Source organism: Enterobacter sp. MGH 24 (assembly GCF_000493015.1).
GTDB lineage: Bacteria > Pseudomonadota > Gammaproteobacteria > Enterobacterales > Enterobacteriaceae > Enterobacter.
The window spans coordinates 471586-494088 of record NZ_KI535657.1 but is presented as its reverse complement, the minus strand read 5'-3'; the positions used below and the strand labels follow the sequence as shown (position 1 = coordinate 494088).

General features: G+C 56.2%; 20 protein-coding genes. 14 read left to right on the top strand and 6 right to left on the bottom strand.

Annotated elements, in window-relative coordinates; all coding sequences use genetic code 11:
* Positions 1 to 25: 25 nt before the first annotated feature.
* Positions 26 to 718, top strand: a complete 693-nt coding sequence (locus L370_RS19420; protein WP_023333281.1) for an aspartate/glutamate racemase — start codon at positions 26 to 28, stop codon at positions 716 to 718.
* On the opposite strand, the gene L370_RS19425 is transcribed toward L370_RS19420, so the two are convergent.
* Positions 713 to 1639, bottom strand: a complete 927-nt coding sequence (locus L370_RS19425) for a LysR family transcriptional regulator (protein WP_023333280.1) — start codon at positions 1637 to 1639, stop codon at positions 713 to 715. The genes L370_RS19420 and L370_RS19425 overlap by 6 nt on opposite strands.
* 121 nt (positions 1640 to 1760) lie before the next feature.
* Here L370_RS19425 and lysA point away from each other — a divergent pair, with 121 nt between their 5' ends.
* On the top strand, positions 1761 to 3023 hold the full coding sequence (lysA, locus tag L370_RS19430) for a diaminopimelate decarboxylase (RefSeq protein ID WP_023333279.1): 1263 nt from the start codon (positions 1761 to 1763) through the stop codon (positions 3021 to 3023).
* Here the strand turns inward: lysA and L370_RS19435 are convergent.
* Positions 2993 to 4030, bottom strand: a complete 1038-nt coding sequence (locus L370_RS19435; RefSeq protein WP_023333278.1) for a LacI family DNA-binding transcriptional regulator — start codon at positions 4028 to 4030, stop codon at positions 2993 to 2995. The two genes, lysA and L370_RS19435, sit on opposite strands and share 31 nt — an antisense overlap.
* A 219-nt stretch (positions 4031 to 4249) precedes the next feature.
* Between L370_RS19435 and L370_RS19440 the strand changes: the two genes are divergently transcribed.
* Entirely contained in the window at positions 4250 to 4735 is a 486-nt protein-coding gene (locus tag L370_RS19440; RefSeq protein ID WP_023333277.1) for a GNAT family N-acetyltransferase, read from the top strand.
* Here the strand turns inward: L370_RS19440 and galR are convergent.
* Positions 4696 to 5712 (bottom strand): HTH-type transcriptional regulator GalR, encoded by a 1017-nt coding sequence (galR, locus tag L370_RS19445; protein ID WP_023333276.1) that lies wholly within the window; start codon positions 5710 to 5712, stop codon positions 4696 to 4698. The two genes, L370_RS19440 and galR, sit on opposite strands and share 40 nt — an antisense overlap.
* 426 nt (positions 5713 to 6138) lie before the next feature.
* Here galR and aas point away from each other — a divergent pair, with 426 nt between their 5' ends.
* Both aas and lplT read left to right on the top strand, forming a co-directional pair.
* Positions 6139 to 8298: a bifunctional acyl-ACP--phospholipid O-acyltransferase/long-chain-fatty-acid--ACP ligase gene (gene aas, locus L370_RS19450; protein WP_023333275.1), complete on the top strand. Its 2160-nt coding sequence runs from the start codon at positions 6139 to 6141 to the stop codon at positions 8296 to 8298.
* On the top strand, positions 8291 to 9484 hold the full coding sequence (gene lplT, locus L370_RS19455) for a lysophospholipid transporter LplT (protein WP_023333274.1): 1194 nt from the start codon (positions 8291 to 8293) through the stop codon (positions 9482 to 9484). Before aas ends, lplT begins: the two co-directional genes overlap by 8 nt.
* 94 nt (positions 9485 to 9578) lie before the next feature.
* On the opposite strand, the gene L370_RS19460 is transcribed toward lplT, so the two are convergent.
* The 3 genes from L370_RS19460 to mutH form a co-directional block, all read right to left on the bottom strand.
* Positions 9579 to 10619: an NADP(H)-dependent aldo-keto reductase gene (locus L370_RS19460; protein ID WP_023333273.1), complete on the bottom strand. Its 1041-nt coding sequence runs from the start codon at positions 10617 to 10619 to the stop codon at positions 9579 to 9581.
* Positions 10620 to 10750: 131 nt separating this feature from the next.
* Complete coding sequence (locus L370_RS19465) at positions 10751 to 10969, bottom strand: YgdI/YgdR family lipoprotein (RefSeq protein ID WP_008499668.1); 219 nt, start codon at positions 10967 to 10969, stop codon at positions 10751 to 10753.
* A gap of 128 nt (positions 10970 to 11097) precedes the next feature.
* On the bottom strand, positions 11098 to 11790 hold the full coding sequence (gene mutH / locus L370_RS19470) for a DNA mismatch repair endonuclease MutH (protein WP_023333272.1): 693 nt from the start codon (positions 11788 to 11790) through the stop codon (positions 11098 to 11100).
* Between the two features lie 683 nt (positions 11791 to 12473).
* Between mutH and rppH the strand changes: the two genes are divergently transcribed.
* From rppH to recC, 9 genes are all read left to right on the top strand, one after another.
* Entirely contained in the window at positions 12474 to 13004 is a 531-nt protein-coding gene (gene rppH / locus L370_RS19475; protein WP_013098553.1) for an RNA pyrophosphohydrolase, read from the top strand.
* A 12-nt stretch (positions 13005 to 13016) separates the two neighbouring features.
* Positions 13017 to 15263 (top strand): phosphoenolpyruvate--protein phosphotransferase, encoded by a 2247-nt coding sequence (ptsP, locus tag L370_RS19480; RefSeq protein ID WP_023309047.1) that lies wholly within the window; start codon positions 13017 to 13019, stop codon positions 15261 to 15263.
* A gap of 192 nt (positions 15264 to 15455) precedes the next feature.
* Positions 15456 to 16331: a prolipoprotein diacylglyceryl transferase gene (gene lgt / locus L370_RS19485; RefSeq protein ID WP_023309046.1), complete on the top strand. Its 876-nt coding sequence runs from the start codon at positions 15456 to 15458 to the stop codon at positions 16329 to 16331.
* Between the two features lie 6 nt (positions 16332 to 16337).
* Positions 16338 to 17132: a thymidylate synthase gene (gene thyA, locus L370_RS19490; protein ID WP_023333271.1), complete on the top strand. Its 795-nt coding sequence runs from the start codon at positions 16338 to 16340 to the stop codon at positions 17130 to 17132.
* Positions 17133 to 17315: 183 nt separating this feature from the next.
* Positions 17316 to 17777 carry a prepilin peptidase-dependent protein gene (locus L370_RS19495; RefSeq protein ID WP_032666661.1) on the top strand — a complete coding sequence of 154 codons (462 nt, stop codon included), beginning with the start codon at positions 17316 to 17318 and terminating at the stop codon, positions 17775 to 17777.
* Entirely contained in the window at positions 17771 to 18331 is a 561-nt protein-coding gene (locus tag L370_RS19500) for a prepilin peptidase-dependent protein (protein ID WP_023333269.1), read from the top strand. Before L370_RS19495 ends, L370_RS19500 begins: the two co-directional genes overlap by 7 nt.
* Positions 18328 to 18729 (top strand): DUF2509 family protein, encoded by a 402-nt coding sequence (locus tag L370_RS19505; protein ID WP_032666517.1) that lies wholly within the window; start codon positions 18328 to 18330, stop codon positions 18727 to 18729. The genes L370_RS19500 and L370_RS19505 overlap by 4 nt, the downstream gene beginning before the upstream one ends.
* Positions 18714 to 19037: a prepilin-type N-terminal cleavage/methylation domain-containing protein gene (locus tag L370_RS19510; protein WP_023333267.1), complete on the top strand. Its 324-nt coding sequence runs from the start codon at positions 18714 to 18716 to the stop codon at positions 19035 to 19037. Before L370_RS19505 ends, L370_RS19510 begins: the two co-directional genes overlap by 16 nt.
* A gap of 12 nt (positions 19038 to 19049) precedes the next feature.
* Entirely contained in the window at positions 19050 to 22424 is a 3375-nt protein-coding gene (gene recC / locus L370_RS19515) for an exodeoxyribonuclease V subunit gamma (RefSeq protein ID WP_023333266.1), read from the top strand.
* Positions 22425 to 22503: the final 79 nt, after the last annotated feature.

The window sequence follows — 22503 nt, the reverse complement described above, 5'->3', positions numbered from 1 at the left end:
AAGAGACCAAAGATAAGGAGGGATGATGAAAACGATCGGCCTGATAGGCGGAATGAGCTGGGAATCGACAATCCCTTATTATCGCCTGATTAACGAAGGAGTTAAGCTGCGTCTGGGGGGGCTGCACTCCGCAAGCCTGCTGCTGCACAGCGTTGATTTCCATGAAATCGAAGCCTGCCAGTCGAGCGGTGAGTGGGATAAAGCCGGGGAGATCCTGGCCCAGGCGGCGCTGGGTCTGGAGCGTGCCGGCGCCGAGGGTATCGTGCTTTGTACCAATACCATGCACAAGGTGGCGTCGCATATTGAGGACCGCTGCTCGCTGCCGTTCCTGCATATCGCGGACGCGACCGGGCGTGCGATTGCGGCCTCCGGGATGCGCCGCGTGGCGCTGCTGGGCACGCGATACACTATGGAACAGGATTTTTATCGCGGACGTTTGCACAGTGAATTTGGGATCGAGTGCCTGATCCCGGATGAAGAAGATCGGGCGCGCATCAATCAGATTATCTTTGACGAGCTCTGCCTCGGTACCTTCAGCGACTCTTCCCGCGCGTATTACGTCAGCGTCATTGATAAACTCGCGCAGCAGGGGGCTGAAGGGGTGATCTTCGGCTGCACCGAGATCGGTTTACTGGTGCCCGTCGAGCGAAGCCCCGTCCCGGTATTCGATACCACCGCCATCCATGCCGCGGATGCCGTGGCGTTTATGCTGTCATAACGGGTTTTGCAGGTCAGGTAAGCGAAGCGCCACCTGACGCGCGTGCTCCTTTAAGTGTTCGGTGAAAGCGTCCACCAGCGCGGAAGCCGGACGGTGCAGCGGGCGGATCAGGCTCACGGTGAACGGGACTGACACGCTAAAACGGCGGATGACGATCCCGCCTCCGGCATAGTCCAGCGCCGTGAGCGGGTTCACCACCGCGACGCCAACGCCTGCACGCACCATCGCGCAAATGGAAGCCGCACTGTGCGTTTCCACAACCATCCGGCGTTTGACCTGATGCTCGGCAAACAGCGTATCCAGCAGCTGTCTGTAACTGTCTGTCTGCGACAGGCTAATGTAGTTTTCCCCGTGGAAATCCTCCGGCGTGAGCACCGCCTTACCGGCAAGCCGATGCCCGGCGGGCAGAACGCACACTTCATCTAACGAGATCAACTCCGTGCGTGCCGTTCCCGCTGGCGTGGAGAGGGTTTCGGTTAAGCCTAAATCATGGCGCTGGGCCGAAAGCCACTCTTCAAGCAGGGGAGATTCCTGAGGCACGATGGTGAGACTGACCTCCGGGTATCGGGCCAGGAAGGGTTGAAGCAGCATCGGCAAAAAAGATTGCGAAAAGACGGGCAGGCAGACGATCGAAAGCTCGCCCTGGCGAAACTCGCGCAGGCTTTCCGCCGCACTCACTATTCTGTCCAGTCCGTACCAGGAGCGCTGTACTTCCTCGAACAGGCGCAACCCCTGCACCGTCGGGTGAAGCCTGCCCCGGGTACGCTCGAACAGCTTCAGCCCCAGCACTTTCTCGAACCGGGCCAGCTCGCGGCTCACCGTCGGCTGCGAGGTATGCAGCATCTGTGCGGCTTCGGTGAGATTGCCGGTGGTCATCACGGCGTGAAAAATCTCAATGTGGCGTAAATTGACGGCAGGCATAGGGCTCCTGAAAGCAGATGACTATTCATATCATTTTTGCATAGACTCGCGATAAAACGATATTTTTTATTCTCTTTGCGCTGTGGCGTAATCATCAAAACGCATTTACCCGGAGAAGACCATGCCACGCCCGCTGAACCAGACTGATACCGATTTGAACGCCGACAACCTGCTGCGCCTGCCTGCCGAGTTTGGCTGCCCGGTGTGGGTCTACGACGCGCAGATCGTTCGCGAGAAGATCGCCGCCCTGCATCGGTTCGACGTGGTGCGTTTTGCCCAGAAAGCCTGCTCCAATATCCATATTCTGCGCCTGATGCGTGAGCAGGGCGTGAAGGTCGACTCCGTCTCCCTGGGCGAAATCGAGCGCGCGCTGGCGGCCGGATTCGATCCGAAAGCCGACGGCGACGCGATCGTCTTTACCGCCGACGTGATCGACGACGCGACGCTTGCGCGCGTCCACGAACTGCAGATCCCGGTGAATGCGGGTTCTGTGGATATGCTGGAGCAGCTGGGTCAGGTTTCTCCCGGCCATCGCGTCTGGCTGCGCGTGAACCCGGGCTTTGGTCATGGTCACAGCCAAAAAACCAATACCGGCGGCGAAAATAGCAAGCACGGGATCTGGTATGCCGATATGCCTGCCGCGCTGGAGGTATTACAGCGCTACAACCTGAAGCTGGTGGGTATTCATATGCACATTGGCTCTGGCGTCGATTACGGCCACCTGGAGCAAGTGTGCGGCGCGATGGTGCGCCAGGTTGTCGACTTCGGCCAGGATCTGGAGGCGATCTCTGCCGGTGGCGGTCTCTCTATTCCCTATCGCGAAGGCGAAGAGGCGATCGATACCGATCACTATTACGGTCTGTGGAGCGCCGCGCGTAATCAAATTGCCGCGCATCTTGGTCACGCGGTGAAGCTGGAAATTGAGCCGGGTCGGTTCCTGGTGGCGGAAGCCGGTGTGCTGGTTTCGCAGGTGCGCAGCGTGAAAGAGATGGGGTCTCGCCACTTCGTGTTGATTGACGCAGGTTTTAACGATCTGATGCGTCCGTCCATGTACGGAAGCTATCACCACATTACCGCCCTGGCAGCCGACGGTCGCGATTTAACGCAGGCGCCGCGGGTTGAGACGGTTGTTGCGGGGCCGCTGTGCGAATCGGGCGACGTGTTTACCCAGCAGGAAGGCGGCAAAGTGGAAACCCGCGCGCTGCCAGAGGTCAAGCCGGGTGATTATCTTGTGCTGCATGATACCGGTGCTTATGGGGCGTCGATGTCATCTAACTACAACAGCCGACCGCTGCTGCCGGAAGTGCTGTTTGACAACGGCAAAGCACGGCTGATCCGTCGTCGTCAGACCATTCAGGAACTGCTGGCTTTAGAACTCATCTGATGAAAGTACGGCCCCGTTGTGACCGAATCGCGTAACACCAGCGTGCCGGTAAACGGCGGGATGGCATCGACCGGCTGGTTTTTTGCCAGCCGGATCGCCTGATCGATGGCCGTGACAATCATGTTGTCGATGGGCAGATAAACCGATGAGAGTGCAGGCTCCAGCCATTTCGCGCTTGGGGCATCGTCAAAGCCGAACAGCGAAATATCCTGCGGGATTTTAAGCCCCGCCTGATGTAACGCTTTCGACGCGCCCAGCGCCATATCATCGTTACAGGCAAACAGGGCGCTAAACGGCACGCCGTCGGCAATCAACGCCTTGCACAGCTCGTATCCCCGCGTCATTCCCGCATCGCCGTACTTTATCCGACGCTCGTCCAGGCGTATGCCATGTTTTTCCAGCGCCTTGCGATAGCCCATCAGCCTCGCTTTCCCGGTTGGGGTATGGATCGGCACGGTGATACAGGCGATCTCCCGATGGCCCTGGCTTATCAGGTAATCCACGGCCTTAAAGGCCGCATCCTGCTGTTCGAAGAACACACAGCGATCCGGCGCTTGGCTCACTTCACGGTTAATGACCACCAGCGGCGTTTTTACGGTGTCCATCAGTTTGACGATCGCTTTTTCGCTCATGTAGCGCGTGTAAAGCACGATGGCATCGCACTGGCGATCGGCCAGCATCTGTACCGCCTGTTCTTCCTGTTCCGGCGCGTCGTGGCCATCGGTGACGATCAGCTGTTTCCCGTGAGTTTCAGTCTGCCGCGAGGCCTGCTGGAGAAGGCGACCAAAGTAAAAGCCGTCGAAGGTAGAGACGACCAGACCAATGCTGTTGCTGGTCTGGTTAGCCAGTGAACGCGCGAGAAAGTTCGGGCGATAGCCCAGCTCTTCCATCGCCGTAAACACCTGCTGACGCGTACTCTCTTTAACCTGACCCGTGCCGTTCAGCACGCGCGAGACGGTAGCCTTCGACACGCCCGCACGCAGTGAGACATCCAGCATTGTTGCCATTCTACATTCCTGCTTCCACGTAATGGTTTGCAGTTTAACACAGACCTCACGGCGTATAAGCGATGCGGGAAGCGCAAAAACTCCGCCACGATCACGCTTTTGGTAACGATGTGTCTGGTTAACCTGAAGTAAAACTAAATAGTCTGACTCTGGTAAAATAATCGCCGAACCGGGCCGGGGCTTCAGGCCGGCAGTTACATGAGAAAACGCAGGTGAAACGTGAAAAAGAGTGTCATCCTCCCGCTTTACCAGGCACCGCACTTTGCGGAGCAGGTCACCGACTGGCTCTGGCAGGCCTTTGGCGAAGGGCTCCCTCGGGAATTTTTCCACAGCATCGTTGAGCACAGCCAGACGCCGGGAGCATTACCGCTGACCTTTATCGCCGTTGAGGACGAACAGCTTCTGGGTACGGTAGGGCTCTGGCGCTGCGATTTGATAACCCGTCAGGACCTCTTTCCGTGGCTGGCGGCGCTCTACGTCGACGACGCGGCGCGAGGTAAGGGGCTGGCAGGACGGTTACAGCAGCATGTTATTACCTGGGCGGCACAGGCGGGGTATGAAGAACTGCACCTCTGGTCTGCCTGCCGCGACTTTTACGAGCGTTACGGCTGGCAGTATATTGGTGATGGGCTGGAATACCCCAACACGCGGGTTCACCTCTACCGCTATTCGCTCTGCGCTTCCGCAAGTGAGGCAACGGAGTGACGGCGAACCAGCGTCGGGCTAAACAGATGCGTAATATCCGGCGGCTGGCGCTGTTCCGCCAGCGCTAACGCCAGCTCGGCAGCCTGCGTGGCCATGGTGATAATCGGGTAGCGCACGGTGGTCAGACGCGGGCGCACATAGCGAGAGACCAGCACGTCATCGAAGCCAATCAGCGAAATTTCTGCCGGTACCTCAATCCCGTTGTCGTTCAACACACCCATTGCCCCTGCGGCCATTGAGTCGTTATAGCTGGCAACCGCCGTGAAATTCCGTCCGCGACCCAGCAGCTCGGTCATGGCCTGCTCACCCCCGCTCTCATCCGGTTCACCGTAGGCCACCAGACGATCGTTACACGGCAGTCCGTTTTCGCGCAGGGCATCGTAGTAGCCCTGCAGGCGGTCTTCTGCATCAGAAATCGGATGATTTGAACAGAGATAGCCAATCCGGGTGTGGCCCTGCTGAATCAGATGACGGGTCGCAAGCCACGCGCCGTAGCGGTCGTCGAGCGCCACGCAGCGTTTTTCAAACCCGGGAATAATGCGGTTGATGATGACCATCCCGGGGATCTGCTTCATCAGATGGATCAGTTCGACATCCGGGATCATTTTGGCGTGAACCACCAGCGCCGCGCAGCGGTGGCGGATCAGCTGCTCGATGGCCTGGCGTTCTTTTTGTTCATTATGATAGCCATTGCCGATCAGCAAAAAATTGCCTGTCTGATAAGAAACCTGTTCAACGGCTTTCACCATCGCGCCGAAAAAGGGATCGGAGACATCGCCCACCACCAGACCAATGGTTTCTGTGGACTGCTGGGCGAGCGCGCGGGCATTGGCATTGGGATGATAGTTCAGGGATTCCATGGCGTTTTGTACCGCCTGGCGTGATGCGTCACTGGCTTTCGGTGAGTCGTTAATCACGCGGGAGACGGTTGCTACCGACACACCTGCCAGACGGGCCACATCCTTTATTGTCGCCATTCATTACCTTCTTATTGGGGGTAAGCGTTTACACACCAAATAGTGTTGCGGAAAAGCAGCGCGCATTCAAGGGGAGCGGATTTTCGCTCTCCACAAACGTGACGCAGCACAACCCTGGTAGTGTAATCGTTACACGCGCAGTCATGTCTGAAGAATGTCAATCTGAACCTTTGGTTACACTTTGCCTCAGGCTGTTGCGATTGTCCGATAGTAAGGGCGTTAAAGAGGTTGATACAGTTGTGATCCCAGAGGTATTGATTGGTGAGAATTCTTAGTACGGTTTCGTACTCATCTCTTGCACCAACCTGCGCGGATGCGCAGGTTTTTTTTCGCCTCTATTTTTGCTTGTCGCTCCCGTATCACTTCTCGTGTAATCTGCCACCATTTACTATCAACCCTTCATACTGGCTGGCAAAGGGAGTTGAGATGCTATTTGGGTTCTTCCGTACACTGTTCCGTATTCTCTTTCGCATCCGCGTGACTGGCGATGCCCAGGCGCTTCGCGGTGAACGCGTTTTAATCACTCCAAATCATGTTTCCTTTATCGACGGCATCCTGCTGGCGCTGTTTTTACCCGTGCGCCCGGTGTTTGCGGTCTATACCTCCATCAGCCAGCAGTGGTACATGCGCTGGCTCACGCCGCTGATTGATTTTGTGCCGCTCGACCCGACCAAGCCGATGATGATTAAGCATCTGGTACGTCTGGTTGAGCAGGGGCGTCCGGTGGTGATTTTCCCGGAAGGGCGTATTTCAGTGACCGGTTCGCTGATGAAAATCTACGACGGCGCGGGGTTTGTCGCGGCGAAGTCAAAAGCGACCGTGGTGCCGCTGCGCATTGAAGGCGCAGAGCTGACCCATTTCAGCCGCCTGAAGGGGCGGGTGAAGCAGCGTCTGTTCCCAAAAATCACGCTGCATATTCTGCCGCCAACGTCGCTACCGATGCCCGACGCACCGCGTGCCCGCGATCGCCGTAAAATCGCCGGGGAAATGCTGCACCAGATTATGATGGAAGCGCGCATGGCCGTGCGTCCGCGCGAAACGCTGTACGAATCCCTGCTTTCCGCGCAGCACCGCTATGGCGCGAAGAAAAACTGCATCGAAGACATCAACTTTACCCCGGATACCTATCGCAAACTGCTGACCAAGACCCTGTTTGTGGGCCGCATCCTTGAGAAGTACAGCAAGAAGGGCGAAAAGATTGGCCTGATGCTGCCTAACGCGGGCATCAGCGCCGCGGTGATTTTTGGTGCAGTTTCCCGGGGTCGTATTCCGGCAATGATGAACTACACGGCTGGAGTGAAAGGGCTGACCAGCGCCATCACCGCTGCCCAGATTAATACCGTCTTTACTTCTCGTCAGTTCCTGGACAAAGGCAAGCTCTGGCATCTTCCCGAGCAGCTCACCCAGGTGCGCTGGGTCTTCCTGGAGGACCTGAAAGCGGACGTGACCACCGGCGACAAGCTGTGGATTTTTGCTCACCTGGTGATGCCGCGTCTGGCGCAGGTTAAACAGCAGCCGGAAGATGACGCGATTATCCTCTTCACGTCGGGGTCAGAGGGCAACCCGAAAGGCGTTGTCCACAGCCACAAAAGCATTCTGGCGAACGTTGAGCAGATCAAAAGCATTGCTGACTTCACCGCGGATGACCGTTTTATGTCGGCGCTGCCGCTGTTCCACTCCTTTGGCCTGACGGTGGGGCTGTTTACGCCGCTGCTGACCGGCGCAGAAGTGTTCCTCTACCCAAGCCCGCTGCATTACCGCATCGTGCCTGAGCTGGTGTATGACCGTAACTGCACCGTTCTGTTCGGGACCTCAACCTTCCTGGGTAACTATGCGCGTTTTGCCAATCCGTATGACTTCTATCGCGTGCGCTACGTGGTGGCCGGTGCGGAAAAACTGCAGGAGAGCACGCGTCAGATCTGGCAGGACAAGTTTGGCCTGCGCATCCTCGAAGGCTATGGCGTTACCGAGTGTGCTCCCGTGGTCTCGATTAACGTTCCGATGGCGGCGAAACCGGGAACGGTGGGCCGAATTCTGCCGGGAATGGACGCGCGTCTGCTGGCCGTGCCGGGCATTGAGGATGGCGGCCGTCTGCAGCTGAAGGGGCCAAACGTGATGAACGGCTATCTGCGCGTGGAAAACCCGGGTGTGCTGGAAGCGCCGACGGCGGAAAACGTCAACGGTGAGGTTGAAACCGGCTGGTACGACACCGGTGATATTGTCCGTTTTGATGAACAAGGCTTTGTACAGATTCAGGGACGCGCGAAACGCTTCGCCAAAATCGCCGGTGAAATGGTCTCTCTGGAAATGGTCGAGCAGCTGGCGACGGCCGTCTCCGCGGATAAAATGCATGCGACGGTGGTGAAGAGTGATGCCAGCAAAGGCGAGGCGCTGGTGCTGTTCACGACCGACGCCGAGCTTAAGCGCGACAGGCTGCTGAGTCACGCGCGTGAACACGGTATTCCTGAACTGGCCGTGCCGCGCGATATTCGCTATCTGAAGCAGCTCCCGGTGCTGGGTAGCGGTAAGCCCGATTTCGTGACCCTGAAAGGCATGGTAGAAGAGGCGGAACAGCAAAATGCGTGAGTCAGTACACACTAACACATCGCTCAGGTCGAAAGGCATGATGGCCGTCATCGCCGCGCAGTTTCTCTCTGCGTTCGGTGATAACGCGCTGCTGTTTGCCACTCTGGCGCTGTTGAAAGCCGAGTTTTACCCCGACTGGAGCCAGCCGATCCTGCAGATGGTGTTTGTGGGCGCTTATATTATCTTTGCTCCGTTCGTCGGGCAGGTGGCGGACAGTTTCCCGAAAGGCCGGGTGATGATGTTTGCCAACGGTCTCAAGCTGCTGGGGGCCGCCAGTATTTGCTTTGGTTTCAATCCGTTTATTGGCTACACGCTGGTGGGCATTGGCGCCGCCGCCTACTCCCCGGCGAAGTATGGCATCCTCGGAGAGCTGACCACGGGCGATAAGCTGGTGAAAGCCAACGGTCTGATGGAGTCGTCAACCATTGCCGCTATCCTGCTCGGATCCGTCGCGGGCGGTGTGCTGGCCGACTGGCATGTCCTGGCGGCACTGGGCGTATGCGCGGTGGTGTATGGCGGGGCAGTTGTGGCGAACCTGTTTATTCCTAAGCTGCCTGTGGCTCGTCCGGGCCAGTCCTGGCGCTTTAAACCGATGACCGGCAGTTTCTTTACCGCCTGTCGCGTGCTGTGGCGTAACGGAGAAACGCGTTTCTCCCTGATGGGAACCAGTATGTTCTGGGGCGCGGGCGTCACGCTGCGCTTCCTGTTGGTGCTGTGGGTGCCGGTGGCGCTGGGCATTACGGACAACGCGACGCCGACCTATCTGAATGCGATGGTGGCCATCGGCATTGTGGTGGGGGCAGGCGCGGCGGCGAAGCTGGTGACGCTCGAGACGGTAGCACGCTGCATGCCCGCAGGCATCCTGATTGGCGTCGTGGTGCTGATTTTCTCGCTGCAACATGCGTTATTGCCTGCGTATGCTCTGCTCATCCTGATTGGTATTCTGGGCGGTTTCTTCGTAGTGCCGCTGAACGCGTTGCTGCAGGAACGTGGCAAGCAGACCGTCGGGGCGGGGAATGCTATCGCGGTACAAAACCTGGGTGAAAACCTGGCGATGCTGTTGATGCTGGGGCTCTACTCGCTGGCGGTAAAAGTGGGTGTGCCGGTAGTGGGGATTGGCGTCGGGTTTGGTGGGCTATTTGCGCTGGCGATTGCGGGTTTGTGGATCTGGCAGCGTCGGCGCTGATGTATATAGCCGGGTGGCGGCTTCGCCTTACCCGGCCTACGTTTGCGCACCTGTAGGCCCGGTAAGCGTAGCGCCACCGGGCAAAAGCATCAGGCTACGGCGCAGGATATGTATAAACCTGATGCACCGCTTCAATCTCCGCTAACACCTCTTCGCTCAGGTTGAGGTGGAAACTCTCAATATTGGTTTTCAACTGTTCCATGGTGGTCGCGCCCAGCAGGGTGCTGGCAACAAACGGCTGACGGCGCACGAAGGCCAGCGCCATCTGCGCAGGGTCAAGACCGTGACGCTTTGCAATATCCACGTAGGCTGCAACGGCTTTCTGCGTCTGCTCGCCGCTGTAGCGGGTAAAGCGGCTAAAGAGGGTGTTACGCGCTCCGGCCGGCTTCGCGCCGTTCAGGTATTTCCCCGTCAGCGTGCCAAAGCCGAGACAGGAATAGGCGAGCAGCTCCACTTCTTCATACTGTGTTACTTCTGCCAGGCCTACCTCATAGCTACGGTTAAGCAGGCTGTACGGATTCTGGATGGTGACGATACGCGGCAGATCGTGTTTATCTGCAAGGTGCAGATAACGCATTACGCCAAAGGCCGTTTCGTTGGAAACGCCAATGTAGCGGATTTTTCCCGCGCGCTGGCACTCAGTCAGCGCCTCCAGCGTTTCCAGCAGCGTTACGGCGGGGGCGCTCTCATTCCAGCTATAGCCGAGCTTACCAAAGCAGTTGGTTGGGCGCTGCGGCCAGTGCACCTGATACAGATCGAGATAGTCGGTTTGCAGGCGCTTCAGGCTGGCGTCCAGCGCGGCGCGGATATTCTTGCGATTGAGGATCTGATTTGGGCGGATCCCGGTATCGTTGTTGCGCGCAGGGCCACTGACTTTTGAGGCAATCACCAGCTTTTCACGGTTACCGCGTTTTGCCAGCCAGTTACCGACGTAGGTTTCGGTAAGTCCCTGCGTTTCCGGACGTGGCGGAACAGGGTACATCTCTGCGACATCAATCAGGTTAATGCCCTGGCTGACGGCGTAATCGAGTTGTGCATGGGCATCGGCTTCGCTGTTTTGTTCACCAAATGTCATCGTGCCCAACCCCAGTTGGCTTATTTCCAGAGCGCTGTGGGGGATACGGTGATAATGCATAGCCGGCTTCCTCAGTAGACTTATAGACCGCGTCAGGGCGTGCCCGACAAAGGAATATAAACATGGCAGAGGGGAAGCAAAAGGGGAAGAAAAAAATCAAAAAGGCCAGCAAGCGACTGACCTCTCTCTAATTATCGCTCGATAATTTGCGATACTTCGTCGCGATTGATCTGCATTTTATTGCCTTCCTGGTCGCGGTAGCTGACCAGACCGGTATCATCGTCGACTTCGGGTTTGCCGTCGGTCAGGATCATTCGACCATCTTTTGTCGCCATAACGTAATCGCTGCTACAGCCCGATACGGCAAACGCTAAACCGACTGCTGAAACTAACACTGCCCATTTTTTCATCGTTATCGTCCTCATCTGGCGCGTATCAAATCATAATCTAGTATTAACCCGATATGGCGGCTTGAGGAAGCGGTAAAATCTTAAAAAGCAGTCGATTATGTTTGAGAGCTCTCAAAATAAGTAAAAAACTATGTTTTTAACAGGAAATGACGTGCCAGAAGTGCGCCGGTGAAATTCTTTTTGAGATAAAAACCGCGCGGCAACGTCAGGATCGGCTCACCCTGCGCGCCGATTGCCTCGGTAAGCGCTTTGCTGTTGGCTGCTTTCGGGCGCAGCTGTAATACTTCTCCGTGTCGGGCGGTGATGCGCTCTACCTGCCCAAGCACAATCATGTCCATCAGTTCCTCCCAGTCCAGCCGCAGCTGATGCTCTTCGTCGTCGTTCGGGCTCCAGAGCAGCGGCGCGCCAACGCGACGCTCAGCCAGAGGGATCTGACGCTCACCTTCAACCGGTACCCACAGCACGCGCTTCAGCTTGTGGCGAACGTGGCTGGATTCCCACGTCACGCCGGTGTTACCAGTTAATGGCGCAACGCAGACGAAGGTGGTCTCCAGGGGCTTGCCCTGGCTGTCTATTGGGATGGTTTTTAATTCCACGCCAAGTGCTGCAAAATCCTGCTCGGGTTTGCTCCCTGCGCTGGCACCCAGCCAGAGTTCAAGCAGCATGCCGATCCAGCCTTTATCCCGCTTCAGATCCTTCGGGATCTGAAGCCCTGCCATTGCCGCCAGCTCGCCAAGCGAAAAGCCAGCCAGTCGCTGTGCCTGCTGTAGCAGCTGGCCCTCGCTGGACGGTGGTGAGAGCAAGGGTGTAAGCGGATGCATGAAGGTAACCTTTTGATTAAAAAACAAGCTAAGAAATTGTCCCCTGTGGATAGAGTTTAACTATTTCTGTACCAATATTCCATGTCTATGATTTATAGGTTTTTTTATTGGCTTGAAATCGTTTCACCTGAGGCATAAAACCGGTTGTTCAAATCTGGTCACTGACAATGAACAGGATCTTACACCATGTTATCCACAGAAAAATGGGATAACTGGGCATAACCCTGACTACTGTTTCAATTTACAGCCTTGACGTGCGATGAAAATCGAATTTTCAAACAAATTGTGACTAACTTATTGGCACAATCTGTGGATAAAACCGACGCTGTTCGATCTTTCATCAGCACGACGATCCCTGATGTGACGATCGTCACGCTATTCTGTTTTGTGTACATGAAAATGCATTTAACTATATGAAAATAAATATATTATTGAGTTAAGGTAAAAGTGAGAGCACGGCGGTGTTTTAGGTTGTTCATCGGTAATCAGACACTTCTTCACAACTATATCCACAGAAAAGGTGAATAAAATTCCCTTTGCTGACTCTCATCTGTTTATAACTCAGCACTTATTTGTGAGTTATTCAAATGTTATTAGGCTGTAGCCCTGTAAGAGAGTGGTTTACCGCCTCCCTGTAGTGTGAAACAATCATTCATATATAAGGTTTAGTTTGGGGTAGTCCGGTGATTGATGACGATGGCTACCGCCCGAACGTAGGAATAGTAATTTGTAATCGTCAGGGCCAGGTAATGTGGGCCCGGCGATATGGTCAGCACTCCTGGCAGTTCCCGCAAGGCGGGATCAATCCGGGAGAGTCCCCAGAACAAGCGATGTACCGGGAGCTTTTTGAAGAGGTCGGTTTAAGCCGGAAAGATGTTCGCATCCTGGCTTCGACCCGCAACTGGTTGCGTTACAAGTTACCGAAACGTTTGGTGCGTTGGGACACAAAGCCGGTTTGTATCGGCCAGAAACAGAAGTGGTTTCTGTTGCAGTTGGTGGGCAACGATTCAGACATCAATATGCAAACCAGCAGTACGCCGGAGTTCGATGGCTGGCGCTGGGTGAGCTATTGGTATCCTGTTCGTCAGGTCGTGTCATTTAAACGCGATGTTTACCGTAGGGTGATGAAAGAGTTTGCAAGTGTGGTAATGCAGCTTCAGGAGATCCCGCCTAAGCCGCAGAGCGCACCTGCCTGGCGACGAAAAAGAGGTTAAGCTACGCAAATCATGCTCACCCGCTTGCGAGAAATAGTCGAGAAGGTGGCCAGTGCTCCGCGTCTGAACGAGGCGCTGAATATTCTGGTCACTGACATCTGTCTTGCGATGGAGACCGAGGTCTGTTCGGTGTATCTGGCCGACCACGATCGGCGCTGCTATTACCTGATGGCGACCCGTGGTTTGAAAAAACCACGTGGACGCACCGTAACGCTGGCATTTGATGAAGGTATCGTCGGTCTGGTTGGCCGGCTGGCTGAACCTATCAACCTTGCTGATGCACAAAAACACCCCAGCTTTAAATACATCCCTTCCGTAAAAGAAGAGCGCTTCCGCGCTTTCCTTGGCGTGCCGATTATCCAGCGTCGCCAGCTGCTTGGCGTGCTGGTCGTCCAGCAGCGCGAGCTACGTCAGTACGATGAAAGCGAAGAGTCTTTCCTCGTCACGCTGGCCACGCAGATGGCGGCGATCCTCTCCCAGTCCCAGCTTGCCGCGCTCTTTGGTCAGTATCGCCATACGCGCATTCGTGCCCTTCCGGCCTCGCCAGGCGTGGCGATAGCGGAAGGCTGGATGGATGCCACCCTGCCGCTAATGGAGCAGGTTTACGAAGCCTCAACGCTTGATGAAGCGCTTGAGCGCGAGCGTCTTACCGCCGCGCTGGAAGAGGCGGCGAATGAATTTCGGCGTTACAGCAAGCGCTTTGCCGCAGGCGCGCAAAAAGAGACGGCAGCGATCTTTGACCTCTATTCGCACCTGCTCTCCGATGCGCGTCTGCGTCGCGAGCTTTTTGCGGAGGTGGATAAAGGCTCGGTCGCGGAGTGGGCGGTTAAGAAGGTCATCGAAAAATTTGCCGACCAATTTGCGGCACTAACCGACGGTTACCTGAAAGAGCGGGCTGGCGATCTCCGCGCCCTGGGTCAACGTCTGCTGTTCCATCTCGACGACACCATTCAGGGGCCGAATGCCTGGCCAAAACGGTTTGTTCTGGTCGCCGATGAACTCTCGGCAACGACGCTGGCTGAACTGCCCCAGGACAGGCTAGCCGGTGTGGTGGTGCGCGATGGTGCCGCCAACTCGCATGCCGCCATTATGGTGCGCGCGCTGGGTATCCCAACCGTTATGGGGGCCGATATCCAGCCCTCGGTGCTGCACCGCCGTACGCTGGTAGTTGACGGCTATCGCGGTGAGCTGCTGGTCGATCCTGAGCCGGTTCTGCTCCAGGAATACCAGCGTCTTATCAGCGAAGAGAATGAATTAAGCAAGCTGGCGGAAGATGACGTTAACCTGCCCGCACAGCTAAAGAGCGGAGAGCGGATCAAAGTCATGCTCAACGCCGGTTTAAGCCCTGAGCATGAAGAAAAGCTCGGCAGCCGCATCGACGGTATTGGTTTATACCGTACTGAAATCCCGTTCATGCTACAGAGCGGTTTCCCCTCCGAAGAGGAGCAGGTGGCGCAGTATCAGGGGATGCTGCAGATGTTTAACGACAAACCTGTCACCCTGCGAACCCTGGATGTCGGCGCGGATAAACAGCTGCCCTATATGCCGATCAGTGAAGAAAACCCGTGCCTGGGCTGGCGTGGGATCCGCATTACGCTCGATCAGCCGGAGATCTTCCTGATCCAGGTGCGTGCGATGCTGCGCGCCAACGCGGCGACGGGCAATCTCAGCATCTTACTGCCGATGGTCACCAGCATTGATGAGATCGACGAGTCCCGGAGACTGATCGAACGTGCAGGCCGTGAAGTAGAAGAGATGATCGGCTATGCGATCCCGAAACCGCGGATTGGGGTGATGCTTGAAGTGCCGTCTATGGTCTTTATGCTGCCGCAGCTGGCAAACCGTGTTGATTTTATCTCTGTCGGCACAAACGACCTGACGCAATACATCCTGGCCGTTGACCGTAACAACACCCGCGTGGCCAGTATCTACGATAGCCTGCACCCGGCAATCATTCGTGCGTTAGCGATGATCGCCCGCGAGGCTGAACAGTACGGCATTGATCTACGCCTGTGCGGTGAAATGGCCGGAGATTCAATGTGTGTTGCTATCCTGATTGGCCTTGGATACCGCCATCTGTCGATGAACGGTCGCGCGGTTGCCCGCGTGAAGTACCTGCTGCGACATATCGACATCAATGATGCCCGCGAGCTGGCTGAACGAAGCCTTGACGCGCAGCTTGCGGCTGAGGTTCGTCATCAGGTCGCGGCGTTTATGGAACGGCGCGGTATGGGTGGCCTGATCCGCGGCGGCCGCTAGTTCTCTCTGCCCTCTCCCTGTGGGTGAGGGCATCAGCGCACTCAAAACCCTATACACATCTTTTACATCTCTGGCGCATCCTCCGCGCCCGCCTTGTGCTATGATTCGCAACTTTGGAGCCTCTGCTTACGGCAGAATCGCATTTCTACCGCTGTCCACTTTCAGCGGAATAACAACATCTTGTGGTGACAGATGAACAGTGGTTATCTGCATTTTCCGGAATTTGATCCGGTCATTTTCTCAGTAGGGCCTGTTTCGCTTCACTGGTACGGTCTGATGTACCTGGTGGGCTTCATTTTTGCCATGTGGCTCGCTGGCCGTCGCGCCAGCCGTCCGGGCAGCGGCTGGACGAAAAACGAAGTTGAAAACCTGCTTTATGCGGGCTTCCTCGGCGTGTTCCTCGGTGGCCGTATTGGTTATGTGCTGTTCTATAACTTCCCGGTATTCCTGAACGATCCGCTCTATCTGTTCCGCGTCTGGGACGGCGGCATGTCCTTCCACGGCGGCCTGATTGGGGTGATCCTGGTAATGGTAATTTTTGCCAAACGGACTAAACGCAACTTCTTCCAGGTATCAGATTTCATCGCACCACTGATCCCGTTTGGTCTCGGCGCTGGCCGTCTGGGCAACTTTATCAACGGTGAGCTGTGGGGCCGCGTCGACCCGAGCGTGCCGTATACGATGCTCTTCCCGGGCTCCCGCGCAGAAGATATCGCGCTGCTGCCATCACATCCGGAGTGGCAGTCCATTTTCGATACCTACGGCGTGCTGCCGCGCCATATGTCTCAGCTGTACGAGCTGGCGCTGGAAGGCGTGGTGCTGTTTATCATCCTCAACCTGTTTATCCGCAAACCGCGTCCGATGGGCGCTGTCTCCGGCCTGTTCCTGATCGGCTACGGTGCATTCCGTATTATCGTCGAGTTCTTCCGTCAGCCAGACGCACAGTTTACCGGTGAGTGGGTACAGTACATCAGCATGGGGCAGATCCTCTCCATTCCGATGATTGTCGCGGGTGCCATTATGATGATTTGGGCGTATCGTCGTCGTCCACAGCAACAAATTTCCTGAGGAACCATGAAACAGTATCTTGAATTGATGAAAAAAGTGCTCGATGAGGGCACGCCGAAAAACGACCGCACCGGTACCGGTACGCTCTCCATTTTTGGCCACCAGATGCGCTTCAATCTGCAAGAAGGCTTCCCGCTGGTGACGACAAAGCGCTGCCACCTGCGCTCGATCATTCATGAACTGCTCTGGTTCCTGCAAGGCGATACCAACGTTGCGTATCTGCACGAAAATAACGTCTCAATCTGGGACGAGTGGGCAGATGAAAACGGCAACCTGGGTCCGGTTTACGGCAAGCAGTGGCGCGCCTGGCCAACGCCTGATGGTCACCATATTGACCAGATCACTACCGTGATGAACCAGCTGAAAAACGATCCGGACTCGCGCCGAATCATCGTTTCCGCCTGGAACGTCGGCGAGCTGGATAAAATGGCGCTGGCACCGTGCCACGCGTTCTTCCAGTTCTATGTGGCGGATGGCAAGCTTTCCTGTCAGCTCTACCAGCGCTCCTGTGACGTGTTCCTCGGTCTGCCGTTTAACATTGCCAGCTATGCGCTGTTAGTCCACATGATGGCGCAACAGTGTGACCTGGAAGTGGGTGATTTTGTCTGGACCGGTGGGGATACCCATCTTTACAGCAACCACATGGAACAGACGCATCTCCAGCTGACCCGCGAACCGCGTGCGCTGCCGAAGCTGATTATTAAACGCAAACCGGCATCAATCTTCGATTACCGCTTTGATGATTTCGAAATTGAGGGTTACGACCCGCATCCTGGCATCAAAGCGCCCGTCGCTATCTGATGCGATAAAGCGTGACACAACCGGTGCTCTTTAGCGCCGGTTTTTTTTGCCTTTATCCTGTTTCCCGAAGCGCTATCCAGAAAGTGTGCAACGCGCTGCAACTCTCCCAATTCTGCGGATAACGCCTCGTAAAATGAGGATCCGTCGCTCGTCATGTTCACGGCGCTTCGCCACACTCCCGGTATGAAAAAAGAGAACGGTTTTACGCTTATCGAAACGCTGATCGCGATTTCGCTTGTCGTTATCCTCAGCGCCTCAGGGCTGTACGGCTGGGACAGCTGGCAGCGACAGCAGCGGCTGTGGCAAACCGCCGGTCAGGTGCGCGATTACCTGCTGTTTCTGCGCAACCATGCCAACCGCTACAACCGCGACCATCAAATTACCCTTCTGCGGGTGGGAGGCCGGGACTGTCTGGTGAGCTCTGCCGTGCAGGGCTGTGAAAAGGGCAGTCCCTTTGTGATGATTCCGCTCTGGCCTGAGGTCGAGGTCAGTGAGGTCACGCCGTCGCTGACGTTCTTTGGATTAAGGGATACGGCATGGTCGGGGCGGATACGCGTTCAAAGCCGTGCAGGAGCATGGCTGATTATTGTCTCAAATGGAGGACGCATCAGGATGTGTAAAGTCTCGGAGGGAGGTTCATGTTGATGAGGCAGCGCGGTTTCTCACTGACTGAAGTTCTGATTGCCACGGCAATTAGCAGCCTTTTGCTGATAAGCGCATCGCGTTTTTTACCCGGCTTGCAGCGGGCCGTCTTACTGCAATCCGGCCAGAGGGAGCTGGAGGAAGAGGTCTGGCAACATCTGTTTTCCCTGGGCAAACAGCTTCAGCGCGCGGGGTACTGCGCGGGAAACTGTCAGGGACAGGCGCTGGTGATTGCCAGGCTTGGAGGCTGCGTCATTGTGCGGTGGGATGCCAACAGCAACGGCAGCTGGGATAGCAGCGCCTCGGAAAATGACAGCACCGGTTTTCGTCTGGAATCGGGCGCACTGGAAATCCAGCGTGGGGCGACGTCGTGTGAAGGAAAAGGATGGGAAAAGCTCACCGACCCGGACAGGCTTACGATCGCGCATTTTGTGGTGAAGAAAGTGGAACATGCCGGTTTTGCGCCAGAGGTGAATATTGAACTATCCGCGATGCGTAAAGGCGGACAGGGGGAGCCCTGGCAGGCGTTGTATACGGTCACGGGGTACAACCTGTGAACCGTCAACGCGGAATGTCTTCACTGGCGCTGGTTCTGCTTTTACTGGTGCTCGGTACCCTAATCCTCACGGGGCTCAATCAGCAGCTGACAACGTTTAGCGCGCTCGTTGGTGGCGAGAGCCGCTCGCTTCAGCAGCAGGCGACGGTACAGTCTGCGCTTGAGTGGGGACGGGTTCAGAGCTGGTCGTCAGAGCCACAGATACAGTGCAAAAAGGCATCGGCGTGGCGAGTGTGTTTGCGCCAGCTGAATGAGGCGCGTGTGCTGCTGATCGCCGGAGACAGCGGTCTGCTGCTCTGGCGCGCGGGAGAGATAGTCGACGGGAAAATTCGCTTTTCACCGCACGGCTGGAGTGATTTTTGCCCCCTTAAGGAGAGCGCGTTATGTCAGTTGCCGTGAGCAGAGAAAAAGGGTTTAGCATGGTGGAGGTCCTGCTGGCGATGATGCTGCTGGCGCTCGTCGTGACGGCCCTGTCGGGTTATCACCGGGCGCTGGCGGCACGGTTTACTCTCTTTAACCAGTATCGCCAGCTTTGGCACTATGCCTGGAATCAGTCTCAGCTCTCAACAAATGTTCTCCCCGAAGGCTGGCAGGCCAGTCGGGGGCAGACAACGCACGCAGGATGTGTCAGCATCACGGTTACACTTATTTCTCCTCTGGGGCGACGCGGTGAGATAACGCGTCTGCATTGCCCGGTTAGCCAGTAGTCGGGAGCGTCTATGTTAAGGGTCTACCACTCAAATCGTCTGGATGTGCTGGAAGCACTGATGGAATTTATCGTTGAGCGCGAGCGGCTTGACGATCCTTTTGAGCCCGAAATGGTGCTGGTGCAGAGCACCGGTATGGCACAGTGGCTGCAAATGTCGCTTTCCCGTAAATTTGGCATAGCCGCGAACATTGATTTCCCGCTGCCCGCGAGCTTTATCTGGGACATGTTCGTTCGCGTGTTGCCGGACATCCCGGAGCAGAGCGCTTTCAACAAGCAGAGCATGAGCTGGAAGCTGATGGCGCTTCTGCCGGACATGCTGCAGCGCGATGAATTCGCCATGCTGCGCCACTACCTCAATGACGATACCGATAAGCGCAAGCTGTTCCAACTGGCGTCGCGCACCGCCGATCTCTACGATCAATACCTTGTTTACCGTTCTGACTGGTTAATTCGTTGGGAAGCGGGCGAGTTGATTGAAGGGCTGCCTGAAGCGCAAATTTGGCAGGCACCGCTGTGGAAAGCGCTGGTAGAGCACACGGAGAAACTTGGCCAGCCTAAGTGGCACCGAGCCAATCTTTACGATCGGTTTATCTCAATACTTGAAAATGCGTCGGAGCGCCCGGCCCGACTGCCGTCACGCGTTTTTATCTGCGGGATATCCGCATTACCCCCCGTCTATCTGAAGGCGTTGCATGCGTTGGGTAAGCATATTGATATCCATATTTTGTTTACCAACCCCTGCCGACAGTATTGGGGGGATATCCTCGACGAACGTTGGCTAGCCCGGCTGGTTACCCGCCAAAGAAAGCGCCTTTTTGAAGAACGTGCCGTCCCGCTGTTTAAAGACGGCTCGACCGCCGGGCAGCTTTTTGATGAAGACGGTATCCAGAACCTGCCCAATCCGCTGCTTGCCTCATGGGGGAAGCTGGGGCGTGACTACATTCACATGCTTTCAGACATCACTTCATCAGGCGAAGGCGACGTGGATGCGTTTGTCGAGATTACCCCGGATAGCCTGCTTCACCATATTCAGCTGGATATTCTGGATCTGGAAAACCGCGCCGTGATGGGCGTGACGGCGAACGAGTTCGAACGCAGCGACAGCAAGCGGAAGCTGGACGCTGACGATCGCAGCATCACGATCCATGTTTGCCATAGCCCGCAGCGTGAGGTCGAAGTGCTTCACGACCAGCTGCTGGCGATGCTGCAGGACGATCCCGAACTGACGCCACGCGATATCGTGGTGATGGTGGCGGATATCGACAGCTACAGTCCCTTTATTCAGGCCGTCTTTGGCAGTGCGACGGGCGAGCGATACCTGCCTTACGCTATCTCTGACCGTCGTGCCCGCCAGTCGCATCCGGCACTGCAGGCCTTTATCACTCTGCTTTCACTGCCGGATAGCCGCTTTATCTCCGAAGATGTCCTGGCATTACTGGATGTTCCCGTACTGGCTGCACGCTTCAACATCAATGAAGAGGGGCTGCGCTACCTTCGCCAGTGGGTGAATGAGTCTGGCGTTCGGTGGGGGATCGATGACGATAACGTTCAGGAGTTTGAGCTTCCCCCAACCGGCCAGCACACGTGGCGATTTGGCCTGACGCGTATGCTGCTGGGCTACGCCATGGAGAGCAGCCAGGGCGAGTGGAACGAGGTGCTGCCTTACGATGAGTCCAGCGGGTTAATTGCTGAACTGGTGGGGCATTTAGCGTCACTTCTTATGCAGCTTAACCGCTGGCGACACGAGCTGCTGCAGCCGCGTCCGCTTGACGCATGGCTTCCGGTTTGCAGGGCGTTGCTTAATGATTTCTTCCTGCCAGACAGTGACACCGAAGCGGCGATGGCGCTGATTGAAACACAGTGGCAGGCTATCATCGACGAAGGCGTGAATTCCCACTATCAGGAGGCTATCCCGCTGTCGCTGCTGAGGGATGAGCTAACGCAGCGGCTCGATCAGGAGCGAATCAGCCAGCGTTTCCTGGCGGGCCCCATCAATATCTGCACCCTGATGCCAATGCGTTCTATCCCGTTTAAAGTGGTCTGTCTGCTTGGTATGAACGACGGCGTTTATCCGCGCGCGCTGGCGCCGCTGGGGTTCGATTTGATGAGCGCCAATACAAAGCGGGGCGATCGTAGCCGCCGTGATGACGACCGCTACCTCTTCCTTGAGGCGCTCATTTCTGCCCAGAATAAGCTTTATATCAGCTATATCGGCCGTTCCATTCAGGACAACAGCGAGCGTTTCCCTTCCGTTCTGGTGCAGGAGCTGGTGGACTATATCGGCCAGAGCCACTATCTGCCGGGGGATGAAGAGCGCAACTGCGATGAAACCGAGCAGAGGGTGAAAGCCCATATCACCTGTTTCCACAGCCGCATGCCGTTTGACCCGGTGAACTACACGGCCAGCGAGCGCCAGAGCTATGCTCAGGAGTGGCTACCGGCGGCGAAAAGGGAGGGGAATGCGCACACGGATTTCATTCAGACGCTTGACCCGCTGCCCATTAAAACCCTGACTTTTGAACAGCTTCAGCGGTTTTGGGCGCATCCGGTGCGGGCCTTCTTCCAGCAACGATTGCAGGTCAACTTCCGTTCTGAAGAGAGCGAAATTCCGGATGCAGAGCCTTTTACGCTGGAAGGGCTGGAGCGCTACCAGCTCAACCTCCAGCTGCTGAATGCGCTGGTTGACGAGGAAGATGCTGACAAACTTTACCGCCGCTACCGTGCTGCAGGGCAGTTGCCCTACGGGGCGTTCGGAGAAATTGTCTGGGAGGCGCAGTGTCAGGAGATGACCGCCCTCGCAGAGCGTGTGAGAGCGTGCCGGCAGCCGGGCAAAAGTATTGAAATCGATCTCAACTGCAATGGCGTAGAGCTCACGGGCTGGTTAACCCAGGTTCAGCCGGATGGATTGCTGCGCTGGCGGCCCTCTATGCTGAGCGTTTCACAGGGATTGCAACTCTGGCTGGAACATCTTGTCTACAGTGCGGGTGGTCATAAAGGTGAAAGCCGGATTTTCGTGCGCAAAGAGGGCGAATGGCGCTTCCCGCCGATGGAGTCTGAGCAGGCGTTACGGTATCTGTCTTTGTACATTGAGGGCTATCTTCAGGGAATGAATAAACCCCTTTTACTGCTGCCTGAAAGCGGTGGTGCGTGGATAAAAGCCTGTTATGACGCGCAAAATGATGCGATGTTAACGGATGAGGCTTCGCTGCAGAAAGCTCGCAGTAAATTTATGCAGGCCTACGAAGGTAACATGATGGTGCGTGGTGAAGGTGAAGATGTCTGGTATCAGCGCTTATGGCGAACCCTTGAGCCAGAGCACTTCGAGGCTATCACGGAAGAGGCGCAGCGCTACCTGCTGCCGTTGTTTAAATTTAATCAGTCCTGAGTGCTGTATAAAAATTGCGCAGCATGGGGTGTTCATTTATGATGCACTTCTTATCACGGACTGATGTACCCAATAAAGA

Excerpts from the sequence above, each read along its gene's own strand:
- L370_RS19420 (WP_023333281.1), top strand. The coding sequence starts at position 26 with ATGAAAACGATCGGCCTGATAGGCGGAATGAGCTGGGAATCGACAATC.
- L370_RS19425 (WP_023333280.1), bottom strand. The coding sequence starts at position 1,639 with ATGCCTGCCGTCAATTTACGCCACATTGAGATTTTTCACGCCGTGATG.
- lysA (WP_023333279.1), top strand. The coding sequence starts at position 1,761 with ATGCCACGCCCGCTGAACCAGACTGATACCGATTTGAACGCCGACAAC.
- L370_RS19435 (WP_023333278.1), bottom strand. The coding sequence starts at position 4,030 with ATGGCAACAATGCTGGATGTCTCACTGCGTGCGGGCGTGTCGAAGGCT.
- galR (WP_023333276.1), bottom strand. The coding sequence starts at position 5,712 with ATGGCGACAATAAAGGATGTGGCCCGTCTGGCAGGTGTGTCGGTAGCA.
- aas (WP_023333275.1), top strand. The coding sequence starts at position 6,139 with ATGCTATTTGGGTTCTTCCGTACACTGTTCCGTATTCTCTTTCGCATC.
- lplT (WP_023333274.1), top strand. The coding sequence starts at position 8,291 with ATGCGTGAGTCAGTACACACTAACACATCGCTCAGGTCGAAAGGCATG.
- L370_RS19460 (WP_023333273.1), bottom strand. The coding sequence starts at position 10,619 with ATGCATTATCACCGTATCCCCCACAGCGCTCTGGAAATAAGCCAACTG.
- L370_RS19465 (WP_008499668.1), bottom strand. The coding sequence starts at position 10,969 with ATGAAAAAATGGGCAGTGTTAGTTTCAGCAGTCGGTTTAGCGTTTGCC.
- mutH (WP_023333272.1), bottom strand. The coding sequence starts at position 11,790 with ATGCATCCGCTTACACCCTTGCTCTCACCACCGTCCAGCGAGGGCCAG.
- ptsP (WP_023309047.1), top strand. The coding sequence starts at position 13,017 with ATGCTCACCCGCTTGCGAGAAATAGTCGAGAAGGTGGCCAGTGCTCCG.
- lgt (WP_023309046.1), top strand. The coding sequence starts at position 15,456 with ATGAACAGTGGTTATCTGCATTTTCCGGAATTTGATCCGGTCATTTTC.
- thyA (WP_023333271.1), top strand. The coding sequence starts at position 16,338 with ATGAAACAGTATCTTGAATTGATGAAAAAAGTGCTCGATGAGGGCACG.
- L370_RS19495 (WP_032666661.1), top strand. The coding sequence starts at position 17,316 with ATGAAAAAAGAGAACGGTTTTACGCTTATCGAAACGCTGATCGCGATT.
- L370_RS19500 (WP_023333269.1), top strand. The coding sequence starts at position 17,771 with ATGTTGATGAGGCAGCGCGGTTTCTCACTGACTGAAGTTCTGATTGCC.
- L370_RS19510 (WP_023333267.1), top strand. The coding sequence starts at position 18,714 with ATGTCAGTTGCCGTGAGCAGAGAAAAAGGGTTTAGCATGGTGGAGGTC.
- recC (WP_023333266.1), top strand. The coding sequence starts at position 19,050 with ATGTTAAGGGTCTACCACTCAAATCGTCTGGATGTGCTGGAAGCACTG.